Source organism: Sulfitobacter sp. 1A10359 (assembly GCF_043558145.1).
Classification (GTDB): domain Bacteria; phylum Pseudomonadota; class Alphaproteobacteria; order Rhodobacterales; family Rhodobacteraceae; genus Sulfitobacter; species Sulfitobacter faviae.
This window is the reverse complement of the sequence record NZ_JBIFGB010000002.1, coordinates 634,189-647,717: the sequence shown is the minus strand read 5'-3', so window position 1 is coordinate 647,717 and position 13,529 is coordinate 634,189. Positions and strand designations below refer to the sequence as shown.

At 61.5% G+C, this 13,529-nt stretch carries 15 protein-coding genes; 6 read left to right on the top strand and 9 right to left on the bottom strand.

Annotated elements, in window-relative coordinates:
* Nucleotides 1-102 precede the first annotated feature (102 nt).
* Nucleotides 103-453 (top strand): H-type lectin domain-containing protein, encoded by a 351-nt coding sequence (locus ACGYK2_RS07470; protein WP_271688174.1) that lies wholly within the window; start codon nucleotides 103-105, stop codon nucleotides 451-453.
* A 75-nt stretch (nucleotides 454-528) separates the two neighbouring features.
* On the opposite strand, the gene ACGYK2_RS07465 is transcribed toward ACGYK2_RS07470, so the two are convergent.
* Nucleotides 529-1,548 carry a ribose-phosphate pyrophosphokinase gene (locus ACGYK2_RS07465; RefSeq protein ID WP_067262737.1) on the bottom strand — a complete coding sequence of 340 codons (1,020 nt, stop codon included), beginning with the start codon at nucleotides 1,546-1,548 and terminating at the stop codon, nucleotides 529-531.
* Nucleotides 1,549-1,650: 102 nt separating this feature from the next.
* Here ACGYK2_RS07465 and ACGYK2_RS07460 point away from each other — a divergent pair, with 102 nt between their 5' ends.
* Both ACGYK2_RS07460 and ACGYK2_RS07455 read left to right on the top strand, forming a co-directional pair.
* Nucleotides 1,651-2,247 carry a 2-hydroxychromene-2-carboxylate isomerase gene (locus tag ACGYK2_RS07460; protein ID WP_067262740.1) on the top strand — a complete coding sequence of 199 codons (597 nt, stop codon included), beginning with the start codon at nucleotides 1,651-1,653 and terminating at the stop codon, nucleotides 2,245-2,247.
* A complete protein-coding gene (locus ACGYK2_RS07455) occupies nucleotides 2,244-3,041 on the top strand; it encodes an alpha/beta fold hydrolase (protein WP_271688171.1) in 798 nt (265 codons plus the stop codon). Before ACGYK2_RS07460 ends, ACGYK2_RS07455 begins: the two co-directional genes overlap by 4 nt.
* 4 nt (nucleotides 3,042-3,045) lie before the next feature.
* On the opposite strand, the gene ACGYK2_RS07450 is transcribed toward ACGYK2_RS07455, so the two are convergent.
* From ACGYK2_RS07450 to ACGYK2_RS07425, 6 genes are all read right to left on the bottom strand, one after another.
* Entirely contained in the window at nucleotides 3,046-4,080 is a 1,035-nt protein-coding gene (locus ACGYK2_RS07450; protein ID WP_271688170.1) for a low specificity L-threonine aldolase, read from the bottom strand.
* A complete protein-coding gene (locus ACGYK2_RS07445; RefSeq protein ID WP_271688169.1) occupies nucleotides 4,080-4,550 on the bottom strand; it encodes a YcgN family cysteine cluster protein in 471 nt (156 codons plus the stop codon). Before ACGYK2_RS07445 ends, ACGYK2_RS07450 begins: the two co-directional genes overlap by 1 nt.
* Nucleotides 4,547-5,479 (bottom strand): bifunctional riboflavin kinase/FAD synthetase, encoded by a 933-nt coding sequence (locus tag ACGYK2_RS07440; RefSeq protein ID WP_271688168.1) that lies wholly within the window; start codon nucleotides 5,477-5,479, stop codon nucleotides 4,547-4,549. Before ACGYK2_RS07440 ends, ACGYK2_RS07445 begins: the two co-directional genes overlap by 4 nt.
* Nucleotides 5,480-5,541: 62 nt before the next feature.
* Entirely contained in the window at nucleotides 5,542-5,985 is a 444-nt protein-coding gene (locus tag ACGYK2_RS07435) for a MaoC family dehydratase (RefSeq protein WP_067267345.1), read from the bottom strand.
* Nucleotides 5,986-6,074: 89 nt separating this feature from the next.
* On the bottom strand, nucleotides 6,075-6,947 hold the full coding sequence (locus ACGYK2_RS07430; RefSeq protein ID WP_271688165.1) for a TIGR01459 family HAD-type hydrolase: 873 nt from the start codon (nucleotides 6,945-6,947) through the stop codon (nucleotides 6,075-6,077).
* A 50-nt stretch (nucleotides 6,948-6,997) separates the two neighbouring features.
* Nucleotides 6,998-7,918, bottom strand: coding sequence for a manganese-dependent inorganic pyrophosphatase (locus ACGYK2_RS07425; protein ID WP_271688164.1), 921 nt, complete (start codon nucleotides 7,916-7,918; stop codon nucleotides 6,998-7,000).
* 151 nt (nucleotides 7,919-8,069) lie between these two features.
* Here ACGYK2_RS07425 and ACGYK2_RS07420 point away from each other — a divergent pair, with 151 nt between their 5' ends.
* The 3 genes from ACGYK2_RS07420 (at nucleotide 8,070) to groL (ending at nucleotide 10,912) form a co-directional block, all read left to right on the top strand.
* Nucleotides 8,070-8,750 (top strand): DUF2161 domain-containing phosphodiesterase, encoded by a 681-nt coding sequence (locus ACGYK2_RS07420; protein ID WP_271688162.1) that lies wholly within the window; start codon nucleotides 8,070-8,072, stop codon nucleotides 8,748-8,750.
* Nucleotides 8,751-8,916: 166 nt separating this feature from the next.
* Nucleotides 8,917-9,204: a co-chaperone GroES gene (gene groES / locus ACGYK2_RS07415; protein WP_067267338.1), complete on the top strand. Its 288-nt coding sequence runs from the start codon at nucleotides 8,917-8,919 to the stop codon at nucleotides 9,202-9,204.
* A gap of 64 nt (nucleotides 9,205-9,268) precedes the next feature.
* Nucleotides 9,269-10,912 carry a chaperonin GroEL gene (groL, locus tag ACGYK2_RS07410; RefSeq protein WP_067267336.1) on the top strand — a complete coding sequence of 548 codons (1,644 nt, stop codon included), beginning with the start codon at nucleotides 9,269-9,271 and terminating at the stop codon, nucleotides 10,910-10,912.
* 101 nt (nucleotides 10,913-11,013) lie between these two features.
* Here the strand turns inward: groL and ACGYK2_RS07405 are convergent, their stop codons facing one another.
* Nucleotides 11,014-11,442, bottom strand: a complete 429-nt coding sequence (locus tag ACGYK2_RS07405; RefSeq protein WP_067267334.1) for a response regulator — start codon at nucleotides 11,440-11,442, stop codon at nucleotides 11,014-11,016.
* A 23-nt stretch (nucleotides 11,443-11,465) separates the two neighbouring features.
* Nucleotides 11,466-13,529 carry an ATP-binding protein gene (locus ACGYK2_RS07400; protein ID WP_276154874.1) on the bottom strand — a complete coding sequence of 688 codons (2,064 nt, stop codon included), beginning with the start codon at nucleotides 13,527-13,529 and terminating at the stop codon, nucleotides 11,466-11,468.

Here is a 13,529-nt window from a genome sequence, read left to right as displayed (position 1 = left end):
AAATTCGTGAAAAGCCCCGCTTCGGCGGGGCTTTTTGCTTTTCTGCCTCTCGCTGCTGCGGCATCATTGTGCAGTGAACAAAAAAGCGGGCAGGCTAGGGATATGAAACGACTGCGCAGCCATACCATCGGCGTGGATAATGGCGATGTCATGCTGTTTTCAGAGTTCGAAGACGGCGGTTCGATGTGGACGGGTCATGGCCAGCGTGAACGCCGCCGCCGGATCAATTTTTCCGAACCTTTCCGAGAGCCGCCGCATGTTCAGGTGAGCATGTCCCTTTGGGACATCGACGCCAGCACCGTCACCCGCGCCGATATCGGCGCCGAGGCAGTGACGGACACGGGCTTTGACATGGTGTTCCGCACATGGGGCGACACCCGCGTCGCGCGTGCGCGGCTGGCTTGGACGGCGATTGGATCGCTGGGGGAGGAGGATGACTGGGTCATCGGCTAGGCCCGGCGCTCTCGGGGAGGGGCCTAGAAGGCGTGGGCGGCCCGCTGGGGCCGGCCCTAGATCACAGCACGCGGCTTAGCTCGCGGCATACATCCCGTCATAGATCGGGCCCAGCGTTTCCGCCTCGAACAGAGAGGAGACGGAGGTGCCGTTCCAGATGTTCAGGATCGCTTGGGCAAACATCGGCGCGGTGGGCACGATGCGGATGTTCGGCGCTTTCTTGACCGCGGGGGTCGGCGCGATGCTGTCGGTGATGACCAGCGATTTCATGACCGAATTGGCCACACGTTCAACCGCCGGGCCGGACATGACGCCGTGGGTGATGTAGGAGTGTACCTCCTTGGCGCCGTTCTCCAACAGCACTTCGGCGGCTTTGCAGAGCGTGCCCGCGGTGTCGCAGATGTCGTCCACGATCAGGCAGGTCTTGCCCTTCACATCGCCGATCACGGTCATCTCGGCCACTTCGCCCGCTTTCTCGCGGCGTTTGTCGACGATCGACAGGGGGGAGTTGATCCGCTTGGCAAGTTCACGCGCGCGGGCCACGCCGCCAACGTCGGGGCTGACGACCATCAGCTCATCCATACGGTCTTTGAAAGCGTCCTTGATATCCAGCGCAAAGATCGGGGAGGCGTAGAGGTTGTCGACCGGAATGTCGAAGAAACCTTGGATCTGCGCGGCGTGCAGGTCCATGGTCAGGATCCGCTCGATCCCGCTGCCGGTCAGCATGTTGGCGACCATCTTGGCGGTGATCGGCGTGCGGGCCTTGGTCCGGCGGTCCTGACGGGCGTAGCCGAAGTAGGGCAGCACCGCAGTGACCCGCGCGGCCGAGGACCGGCGCAGCGCATCGGCCATGATCATCAGTTCCATCAGGTTGTCGTTCGCGGGGTTCGACGTGGGCTGGATGATGAACATATCCTCGCCGCGCACGTTCTCATAGACCTCGACGAAAATCTCGCCGTCGTTGAACCGTTCGACCCGTGCATCGACAAGGCCGACATTGACGCCGCGATGCAGCGACATGCGCCGCGCGATGGCCTTGGCAAGCGGCATATTGGCATTGCCTGAGATCAGTTTAGGTTCTGAAGTGCGTGGCATAGGGGCTCCGGGGCAGCGGTAGGTTGCAGATTCGTGACGTTGACACCGCTTAGCATGCGCTTACGGTCGGGCAAAGCTGCACCGCCCCCGAAGGAGAGCCAAATGGCCCGGATCGACTATTTTTTCGCAACGCTGTCACCCTATTGCTACCTCGCCGGGAATCGGCTTGAGGCGATTGCTGAAAAGCACGGGGCCGAGATCGTTTACAAACCTTTCGACATCGTGGCGGCTTTCCCGCGTACCGGCGGGCTGCCCCCGGCAGAGCGTCACCCCAGCCGGAATGAATACCGCGCCCAAGACCTGCCGCGGCAGGCGCGCAAGCTGGGCCTGCCCTTCAACCTCAAGCCCGCGCATTGGCCGACGAATGGCGCGCCTGCGGCCTATGCGGTGATCGCGGCGCAGAACGCGGGCGGGGGCGATTTGGGCAAGCTGACCCATGCCATCACCCGCGCCGTCTGGGCCGAGGAAAAGGACATCGGCCATGACGATGTGGTCCGCGCCTGTCTGAGTGAGGCGGGGTTCGATCCGGCTCTGGCCGACAGCGGGTTGCTGCAAGGCGCCGAGACCTATGCCGCGAACCTTGAAGAGGCTGTGGCGCAGGGTGTCTTTGGCGCGCCGTTCTATATCGTCGGCGATCAGAAATTCTGGGGGCAGGACCGTTTGGAAGACCTCGATCTGCACCTCGGGGGCAAGCTGTGATTCCAGAGATTAACGCGCGCCGTTTTGGTCACGGCCCGCGCCCGGCCTTGGCGATCCATTGCTCGCTGGCGCATTCCGGCGCGTGGCGGGGCATCGGGGCCGCGCTGTCGGATGAGCTGACCCTCCGCGCCTTCGATCTGCCGATGCACGGGCGGTCGGGCGATTGGGACGGGCAGGGGAATATCCACGACGTGGCGACAGAGATGGCACTGAGCCTGCTCGAAGCGCCGATGGACCTGATTGGCCATTCCTTTGGCGCGACGGTGGCGATGCGGTTGGCGATTGAACATCCCGAACTGGTGCGCAGCATCACACTGATCGAGCCGGTCTATTTCGCCGCCGCCAAACAGGATGACCCCGAGGCGATGGCCGAATACAACGAACAGAACGCGGCCTTTGAGGCGGCTTTGGCCGAAGGCGACGCGGAAACCGCCGCGCGGCTCTTCAACCGGGTTTGGGGCGATGGCACGAAATGGGATCAAATCCCCGAGCCGACCCGCGCCTATATGGTCGATCGCATCGGCTTCATCCCCGCCTCTTCGCCCTTCTTGGGGGAGGACAGCGCTGGCTTGCTGGCACCGGGCATGTTCGAGCGTGCGTCGATGCCCGCGCTTTTGGTCGAAGGCAGCGCCTCTCCCAAAGCGGCCCATGCGATCAACGCGTCACTGTTGCGCCGCTTGCCGGACGCGCGGCGCGTCTCGGTCGAGGGGGCAGGGCATATGGTGCCCATCACCCATGCCGCCGAGGTCGCCGAAGCGATCCGTGATTTCCTGAACGACGTGCCGCTGGCGTGAGCGTTTAGAACTGGCTCAGGAACTGGTCGATCTGCTCACGGCTGATCGACCAGTCGCAGACCATCCGCGCCGCGACCATCTCATCATCATCGCCGTCCAGCGTGCCGTCCCACAGATAATAGCGCGCACCAGCTTCATGCAGCTTGCGGTGGATGGCGCGGGGGAAGCGGGCGAAGATCATGTTCGCCGCAGGTTCATGCAGGAATTCCGCCCCCGCCGCGCGCAGCCCTTGGGCAAGATGGGCCGCATTAGCATTGGCCGCCTTGGCCGTTTCCAACCATGTGCCATCCGCAAGGTAGCCCGCCATCTGGGCCGAGAGATACCGATGTTTGGAGAAGAGATGCGCGCCGCGTTTGCGGCGCAACTCGAATTCCCACGCCTTCTTAGGGTCGAAGAAAACCACGGCTTCGACACCCATGCAGCCGTTCTTGGTGCCGCCAAAGCTCACCACATCGACGCCCGCTTTCCACGTCATCTCAGCCGGGGTGCAGCCCAGTGCCACCAGCGCATTGGCAAAACGCGCGCCGTCCATATGGACGGGCAGGTCGTATTCCTTGGCCACCGCGGTCAGCGCCCGCAACTCTTCAAGGCTGTGCACCCCGCCGCGTTCCGTCACCTGCGTGATCGACACCGGTCCGCGTTGCGGCGTGTGCACGTCGCCCGCCATCCGCGCGACGATGGCCCGGCGCAGGGCCTCTGGGGTCATCTTGTCTTCGGTCTCTACCAGCGTCAGCTTGGCCGCCCCGGCGTAGAACTCGGGCGCGTTGCACTCATCCTCTTCGATATGCGCGACCTTGGCGCAAAAGATCGTCTGCCACGGCTGGGTGTAGCAGGCCAGCGCCAGCGCATTGGCCGCGGTGCCGGTGGCAACGAGGTAGACCTCGGCCTCTGGCGCCTCGAACTGCTGCCTGATTTGGTCGCGGACCTCATCCATGATCGGGTCTTTGCCGTAGGGCATCGCGTAGTCCGTATTGGCGGCGATCACGCGCTCCATCACCTTGGGGTGGACGGGGCCGGCGTTGTCAGAGGCGAAAAACATCAGGTGGGCTCCTCGATAATATGGTCTTCCCATTCTTCGAACGGGGTATCAAATTCGGACACGGTATCAAATTGCACGCTGACCCCGGCGTCATGCACGCTGTCGGGGGTGCTGGTCAGCAGGGGGTGCCATTCAGGCAGCGGTTTGCCCTCCCACAGCAGGCGGTAAGCGCAGGTCTGGGGCATCCAATAGGCGTGGGTATCGAGGTTGTCGGGGCGCAGCACGATGCAGTCGGGCACGAACTCGTGCCGGTTTTCGTAGTGCACGCACCGGCAAGTGCTGTCGTCGAGCAGGCGGCAGGCGACGCGGGTCAGGGCCACTTCGCCGCTGTCCTCGTCTTCTAGCTTGTTTAGGCAGCATTTGCCGCAACCGTCGCAGAGCGCTTCCCATTCGGTCTGGGACATCTCCGTCAGGGCTTTCTTCTCCCAGAACTTCGGGGTCAGGCCCTTGCGGGGGATCGGATCGCTCATAACGCCGCCAGAATGGTCCGGGCGCGGTCGCAGTCCTGCCCCATCTGGGTGATCAGCGCATCGAGGCTGTCAAACTTCTCTTCGCCGCGCAGATGTTCGACCAGCCCGACCGAGAGCGGCGCGCCATAAAGGTCGCCTTTGAAGTCAAAGACATAGGTCTCGATATTGGCTTTGTTCTCACCGAACATCGGGCGGGTGCCGATGCTGGCCGCCCCGTGGTAGCTGCCCTTATGCGGCCCCTCCAGCACGTCGACCAGCACGGCGTAGACGCCGAAGGCGGGCGGGTGCAGACCGTCGATGGACATATTCGCGGTGGGAAAGCCCAGCTCGCGGCCACGCTGCTCGCCCGAGATCACCGGCCCGTCAATGCGGTGCCAATGGCCCAGCATGGCGGCTGCTTCGCGGGGCGCGCCGCGGGTCAGTGCTTCGCGGATGGCGGTCGACGACACGGTCAGCTCATCGCGGGCCATCAGCGGGGCGATGGTGACGCCAAAGCCATATTGCGCGCCGAAGCGAACCAGATCCTCAGCCGTGCCTTCGCGGCCCTTGCCAAAGCAGAAGTCAGCGCCGACGACCACATGGGCCAGCCCCAGCCCTTCATGCAGCACGTCGCGGGCAAAAGCCTCGGGCGAGAGGCCCGCCAGCGTGCTGTTGAAGGCCAGTTCATAGAGCCGTTTGACGCCTATTTTTTCAAGCCGATGCGCGCGGGCCTCGCGGCCCATCAGGCGAAAGGGCGGGGCGTCGGGGGCGAAGTATTCGCGGGGATGCGGCTCAAAGGTGACGACGCCGAGCGGCGCGGCGGGGGCCGCCTGCTGCGCCAGTTCGATCACCGACCGGTGGCCAAGGTGCACGCCATCAAAATTACCGATCGCGGCGGTGGCGCCGCGATCTGGCAGGTCGACGAATTGATAATCTCGGATGATCCGCATGCGCCTTGCCTAGCCGTGCTGCGGGGCGAGAGCAAGATGCACAGGCGGCGAAAACCGCCTGCTTAGTCGAGCTTGGCCGAGGGCGCGAGCACCGTGGCCTCTCCGGCCAGCACGGGTTTGCCGTCGACCGTACAGCGGCAGTCCATTTTCACGCGGCGTTTGGCGATGTCCATGTCGGTCACGGTGACTTCGGCCAGCACCATATCGCCGGGGCGCACGGGGCCGAGGAATTTGAGCGATTGCCCAAGGTAGATCGTGCCATGGCCGGGCAGCTGTTCCCCGATCACCGCCGAGATCAGCCCGGCGGTCAGCATCCCATGGGCGATGCGCCCCTCGAATATCGTCTCGCGGGCATAGTCGTCATCCAGATGCACCGGGTTGCGGTCGGTCGAGACCTGCGCGAAAAGTTCGATATCCATATCGGTCACGACTTTGCGCAGATGGCGCGACATGCCGATTTCGATATCTTCGATGCAGATCGTCCCGCGTGGCATATTGTCCAACATGACGGCTCCTTGGTAACAAAGTGACGCTAGGCTGCGCCGAGATGCAACTTTATTACTTCGCGGCTGCAGAAAATCAAGCTCTTTCTGGGTTAGCGCAAGAATCCGATGGCATAGGTCGGGGCCGATGCTTCGCGGTCGAGATAGGCGCGGAGTTTGGCTTCGTCGGGCTGCTCGGTCGTGGCGGTTTCCGCGGCGGCCAGTCCGCCGGTGATGAAGAGCGAATCGATGCCTTCGTCCATCGCGCCTTTGACATCCGTCAGGATGCCATCGCCGATGGCAAGGATGCGATTGTCGGGGATGTCGACCTCAAGCGCGGGAAGACGGCGGCGGGCGAGGTCATAGATCGGGGCGTGGGGCTTGCCGAAATAGAGGCTTTCGCCCCCCATTTCCGTATATAGCGCAGCCAGCGCCCCGGCACACCATTCGCGCACCTCGCCCCGGTCGACCACGATATCGGGGTTGGCGCAGAGCAGCTTCAGCCCGCGGGCGATGGCCTGCTCAAACTCGGGGCGCATGACTTCCGGGTCGGCCATGGCATCGACGGGGCCGGTGCAGACGATGCCCTCGGCCTGCGCCAGCGGGACGGTCTCGATCTCAACCGGGTCTTTCAGGATCGTTAGCGGCTCGAAAAACTTGCGCTCACCGGGATGGCCGATGAACCAGACCTTTTCGCCCACGACCCCTCGGAACATCGCCGACCGCGCGGAATCGCCGGAGGTGGCGATGCTGTCCCATGCGTCTTGCGGCACGCCGAATTGCTGCAACTGTTTCTCCACGCCATCACGGGGGCGGGGGGAGTTGGTGACCAAGACGACCTTGCCGCCGGTCTTGCGATAGGCCTGCAAGGCCGCCACCGCCGCGGGCAGCGCTTTGCGCCCGTCATGCACACAGCCCCAAAGATCGACGAAAAGCGCGTCATATTGATCGGATACTTCGGGCAGAGCAGAGATAATGCGGGTCATGGGGCGGCCTTTCAAAAAGTGAGGGCGGGCACTGGGCCCGCCCGATTGGCTTACATCTTGAGGTTCGGGATGATCTGCTTTTTACGGCTCATCACACCGGGCAGCACGACCGTGTCGCCGGAGACCTCAGCGCCAAAGCTCTGCTCGGCAATATGTTTGACCATGTCGTTGGGCACCAAGAGGGTCGCCTCTTCTTTCAGAATGTCGACGATGAACAAAAGCACCTGCGCGGCACCGTCGGCTTCGGCCACTTTGGGCATCTCGGCCATCAGCGCGTCCTTACGCTCCAACAGCGGCGCGGGGGAGGTGGTTTCCAACACGCTCACGCGCAGGTTGGTGCCGTCAAGGTCAAAGCCCTTGCTGTCCATGCGCAGCAGTTCCGCTTCGCTGAAGGCAGAGACATCGGATTTCGCGGCGAACATTTCGGTCGCATAATCCGTGATATCGACGCCGAGATCCTGCGCGATGTCATGGGCGATGGCGCGGTCTTCTTGGGTGGTGGTGGGGCTGCGGAACTCAAGCGTGTCCGACAGGATGCAGGACAGGGCCGCGGCCTTTACCCCGCGCGGGGCCTGCGCCCAATCCTTGCCGATCATCTTGTACATGATCGTCGCGGTGCAGGCGAGCGGCTGGATGTTGATCTCGATCGGGCCGCGTGTCTCAAGCCCTGCCACCAGACGGTGGTGGTCGATGATGCCGGTGATATCGGCGTCATTGATGTTGTCGGGCAGTTCGGCGGGGTTGTTGGTGTCGACGATGACAACCTTGGTGTCGGCCTCAAGCTCGGTCAGGATCTCGGGCTTTTGGAGGTCCCATTTGTCGAGCATGAACAGCGCTTCGGTATTCGGCTCGCCCAGCAGGACGGGTTTGGCGGGGATGCCTTTGATCTCATTGAGATACCACGCCCAAACGATCGGGCTGCCGGTGCTGTCGGTGTCGGGGGATTTATGGCCAAAAACAAGCGTTGTCATGGGGCGGTCCTGTCTGTTCGGGTGGATTTGCGCGCCTTATAGCAGGTTGAATAGGCTTGTCACCTGCGCGCGCTGCAATGCGGCATTGCGCGGCACTTTCAGCCGGTGCCGCCCTTTGCATAGCGCCGCGCGATGGGGCAAGTTGCGCGCCATGAGCAATCCGCGCGAAACCGACCTTTACCCGCCGATCAAAGCCTTCCTTGAGGATCAGGGCTATATCGTGAAGGCCGAGGTCGGCGCGGCGGATGTGGTGGCCGTGCGCGGAGCCGAGCCGCCGGTGGTGGTCGAGTTGAAGCTCGGCTTTTCGCTGGCGCTGTTTCATCAATGTCTGGCGCGGCTGAAAGTGGCGGATGATGTCTACCTTGCCGTGGCGCGCCAACCGGGAAAGCGCTTTGCCAAGGCGGTGAAGGACAACGTCACGCTGGCCCGGCGGCTGGGGCTGGGGCTGATCACCGTGCGGCTGTCGGATGGGCTGGTCGAGGTGCATTGCGATCCTGGCCCCTATGCGCCGCGCAAGAATGCCAAACGGGCGGCGTTGCTCTTGCGAGAGTTTGCCCGGCGGCAGGGGGATCCGAACGACGGCGGCCAAACCCGCGCGGGGCTGGTGACGGCTTACCGACAGGATGCGCTGAAGCTCGCGGTCTACCTCTTCGAAGCGGGCGCCAGCAAAGGCGCGGATGTGGCCCGGGCGACTGGCGTCTCGGCGGCGACCCGCATGATGCGGGACGATCACTATGGTTGGTTTGAAAAGGTCGACAAAGGCATATACGGGCTGACCCCAAAGGGGGCCGAGGCTGTCGCGACTGCGGGGCGCATTTTAGGGGCCGAATAATGGTTCCAATGCGCTCAAAATTTTTCAACGCCGTTGTTGACAGGCCGCGGGCCGCTCCTTAGCTATGCATCGTTATCACTCATATGGGTCGAGTGCTAACGGCTGCACCCCTCGCCCGGAGGGGGTGGCTTGGAAGAGTAACTTTGAGCCTTAAGGAGCTGCAAAGATGGCATTGAAACCGCTTCATGACCGTGTGCTGGTCAAGCGCACAGAAAGCGAAGAGAAAACCGCCGGCGGGCTGATCATCCCCGATTCCGCCAAGGAAAAGCCTTCCGAAGGTGAAGTCGTGGCTGTCGGCACTGGCGCCCGCAAAGACAACGGCGAGCTGATCGAAATGGCCGTCGCACCCGGCGACAAAATCCTGTTCGGCAAGTGGTCCGGCACAGAGGTCACCGTCGACGGCGAAGAAATGCTGATGATGAAAGAAAGCGACATCATGGGGATCATCGCGTAAGCCACTTGGCTTGCCGAACCCTGACGACGCTCACATCAAATCCAAGATTTTAGGAGAAGACAACATGGCTGCTAAGGACGTCAAATTTGACACCGACGCCCGCAACCGGATGCTCAAGGGTGTGAACATCCTTGCCGATGCGGTGAAAGTCACACTCGGCCCCAAAGGCCGGAACGTGGTTCTGGACAAATCCTTCGGCGCACCGCGCATCACCAAAGACGGTGTATCCGTGGCGAAGGAAATCGAACTGGAAGACAAGTTCGAGAACATGGGCGCGCAGATGGTCAAGGAAGTCGCTTCCCGGACCAACGACGAAGCCGGCGACGGCACCACCACCGCGACCGTTCTGGCCCAAGCCATCGTGCGCGAAGGCATGAAATCGGTTGCCGCTGGCATGAACCCGATGGACCTCAAGCGCGGCATCGATCTGGCGACTGCCAAGGTCGTCGACGCGATCAAAGCCGCCGCACGCGACGTGTCCGACAGCGACGAAGTCGCGCAGGTTGGCACCATCTCCGCCAACGGCGAGCGTGAAATCGGCCGCCAGATCGCGGACGCGATGCAGAAAGTCGGCAACGAAGGTGTGATCACCGTCGAAGAGAACAAAGGTCTGGAAACCGAGACCGATGTCGTCGAAGGCATGCAGTTCGACCGTGGCTACCTGAGCCCCTATTTCGTCACCAACTCCGACAAGATGACTGTCGAGCTGGAAGACGCGATCATCCTGCTGCACGAGAAGAAACTGTCGAGCCTTCAGCCGATGGTGCCGCTGCTCGAGCAGGTCATCCAGTCCCAGAAGCCGCTTCTGATCATCGCCGAAGACGTCGAGGGCGAAGCCCTGGCAACCCTCGTCGTGAACAAGCTGCGTGGCGGTCTGAAAATTGCTGCTGTGAAGGCACCGGGCTTCGGTGACCGTCGCAAAGCGATGCTGCAAGACCTCGCGATCCTGACCGGTGGTCAAGTGATCTCCGAAGACCTCGGCATGAAGCTCGAGTCCGTGACCATGGACATGCTGGGTTCGGCCAAGAAAGTGTCGATCACCAAAGACGAGACCACCGTTGTTGACGGCGCTGGCGAGAAGGCCGAGATCGAAGCCCGCGTGGCTCAGATCCGCAACCAGATCGAAGAGACCACCTCCGACTACGACCGTGAGAAGCTGCAAGAACGCGTTGCCAAACTGGCAGGCGGTGTTGCCGTGATCCGCGTTGGCGGCATGACCGAAGTCGAAGTGAAAGAGCGCAAGGACCGCGTCGATGACGCCCTGAACGCGACACGTGCCGCTGTTCAAGAAGGCATCGTCGTTGGCGGTGGTGTGGCTCTGGTTCAAGGCGCCAAGAAGCTGGAAGGCCTCACAGGCGACAACAATGACCAGAACGTCGGTATCTCCATCGTCCGTAAGGCGCTGGAAGCACCGCTGCGTCAGATCGCTGAGAACGCTGGTGTGGACGGTTCCGTTGTGGCCGGCAAAATCCGCGAAAGCGACGACCTGAAGTTCGGCTTCAACGCACAGACCGAGGAATATGGCGACATGTTCTCCTTCGGCGTCATCGACCCGGCGAAAGTGGTGCGCACCGCACTGCAAGACGCAGCTTCGATCGCAGGTCTGCTGATCACCACCGAAGCGATGGTTGCCGACAAGCCCGCCAAAGAGGGCGCAGCCCCCGCAGGCGGCATGCCCGACATGGGCGGCATGGGCGGCATGATGTAAGCCAGCCCTTTCGGCTAAGGTTCCGGAGGCGCGCCAGCAATGGCGCGCCTCTTTTCGTTTCGGGCGAGGCTTTGACTGGCGGTTATCCGGTTCTCATCGGGCTAACTGGGCAGCTCCACGATCCGCGCGTAGGTGTTCAGCATGTCGAGCGCATTTGCAAAGGTCTCTGACGGGTTCTCCTTCACGATATAGCCTGCGACATTTTTGCTATAGGCCGATTGCACATCCGTGGGCATATCGGAGGTCGTGAAGACGAAGACCACCATACGCTCCAAGGCGGGATCGGCCCGAACGACCTCCAAGAACTCAAGCCCGCCCATGCGCGGCATATTGAGGTCGAGCGTGATGATGTAAGGCGGCAATCGCCCGTGCCGCTTCACCTCCTCCGCCAGAAACTCAAGCGCCTGCTGGCCGTCATGGCAAACCGCCGTCTCATTGACGATCTTCAACTTGCGCATTGCCCGTTGCATGGCCATCACGCTGACTTTGTCGTCATCGACGATAAGAAATTTCGCGGGCGTCGTTTTCATCCGATATTCCTTTCCGACTGCTGTCACGCCGCGGCCGCCACGGGCAGAGATTGATGTGCTTGTGGTGCCAGTGGAAGCTCAACCACAAAGGTCGCGCCGCGCCCTTTGTCAGGGTCGGAAAATAGCGTGACCTTGCCTTTTTGGTGGGCCGCAAGCTTGCTTACGATGGCGAGGCCCAAGCCGCTCCCCTCAACCTCATCGCGGGGTTTAAGGGTTTGAAAGAGTTCAAATATCTTTTGCTGATGTCGAAGCTCTATACCCGGCCCATCATCGCGGACGGTCAAGATAAGGTGGTTCTGCCGCCGTTGTGCACTGATATGGATCGTCCCATGATCCCGGTCATGGTGTTTGATGGCGTTCGAGATGAGATTGCCCAAGATTTGCTGCAAGGGTGTGAGCTGCGCGTCGACGACCTGTTCCGCCCCGGTAAAGGTGATTTTGAAACGGCCTTCGGTATCGATGTAGCGAGCGAGCTCCGTCACCAAGCGGCCAAGATGCACGGGCTCCGACGCAGGTTGGTCCTGCCCTGCGCGAGCGTAGTCCAAAAGATCGGCCAAAAGACGGTTTAGCCGGTCGATCCGCTGTTGAGACATCAGCAAATAGCTTCGGCTTTCGGCGCTCAGCGCGTTGTCTTCATCCTCCAGCACCCAAAGGCTCAATTCATGCACCGCCCGGAGGGGCGACCGCAGGTCGTGCGCAGCGACATAGGCGAATTTCTCCAACTCGATATTCGAGCGCCGCAGCTCCTCCGCCGTGGTGCGGAAGACGGTCAATGCGCGCGCCATCTCTCCAAGTTCGTCCCGCCCTCTCACGGTAATCGGATGGTCGAGATCCCCCCGAGCGATCGCGGTCACGGAATCGGTCAAGCGTCTGATGCGGCGGTTAAACTGCCGTTCGATAACCAAGCCGTTGGTCATTGCAATCACGAGAAAGGCGCAGGCCATGGTGAGGCCCACGGTCCAAATGACCTGGTTGATGGTATCACGCAGGGCCTGCGTCGCAGCATCCACCCGCTCTAGGGTGTTTTGGGTCAGATCGGAGGAGATATCGGAAATTTCCACGATCATGGGGAGATGTTCGGCTTGCAGCCTTTCGAAGCTATTGTGAAACCGCAGGCGGGCCGTTGTATGGGCAAAGAACCCTGTTTTGGGACGCAGCAGCAGGTCGCGCAACGCGTCAATTTGGCGGGCAAGTGACCGCCTGCTGGCTGTATCGTGAATGCGCGGTAAGCGGGTTATGGTATCCTGAAAATGTTCGTCGACAAGCAGTTTCGCGCGCGCGAGTTGAAGGGGTTGGTTCTGTAGCCCTTGCGATATGACGATATTGATGAGCGTGTCGAGACTGAGCTGAATGTCATTCAAATTGACCGCACTTAACAACAATTCGGGAAAGCGGGACGTAGGATTTTGAAGCTGGCCGGAACCCGAAGTCCTAAGGGCTTCGGCCAGCAAAGCTTCGGTTTGCCTAGAAAGCCGATAGGCCAGATCGTCGATAATGAGGTGACTTTGCTCTTGAATTTGCTCGACAAGATCGAGGGTTGAGACGATTTGCGCCTCGGCGCGCCGCATCTCTTGAAGGCTGACTACTGTCGCATCCGTCGCACGCCGTGCCATCTGCAGACGCTGTTCCAGCCGGGCGGCTAAGGGAGGCGCGATCTCGGACGTCGATAAGTCATCTAGAAGTTTGGAGACTTCGCTGATTTTTGTCTCGATTTCCTGCCCAAGTACTGATGGCGAAGCGGTGGTACCTTTCTGATTTAACTGCTCAATCGAAAGAAATACACCATTCAAAGAGTGCTCGATCTGCTGGGAGACGCCCAACATCGGTAGCGCCGATTGGCTTAGATGAGCATGACTGGCCAACACAGCGCGCATTTGCCCCGTAGCAACCCACCCCGCTAGGCCGATGATGCCCGCAACGAGCAGAAAAGCGGCCCGGAGACGGGTGCTGATGCGGCTGCCGAAAAGCTGCAGGAGGCGCCAAAGGGGGGGCATCGTTTTCATGCCTTGTGAATAGCCGTGACCGATTAACGCAATGTTAATCGCCGTCGCCCTAAAACCAGCGCCACGACAGCGGGAAGGGGTCAT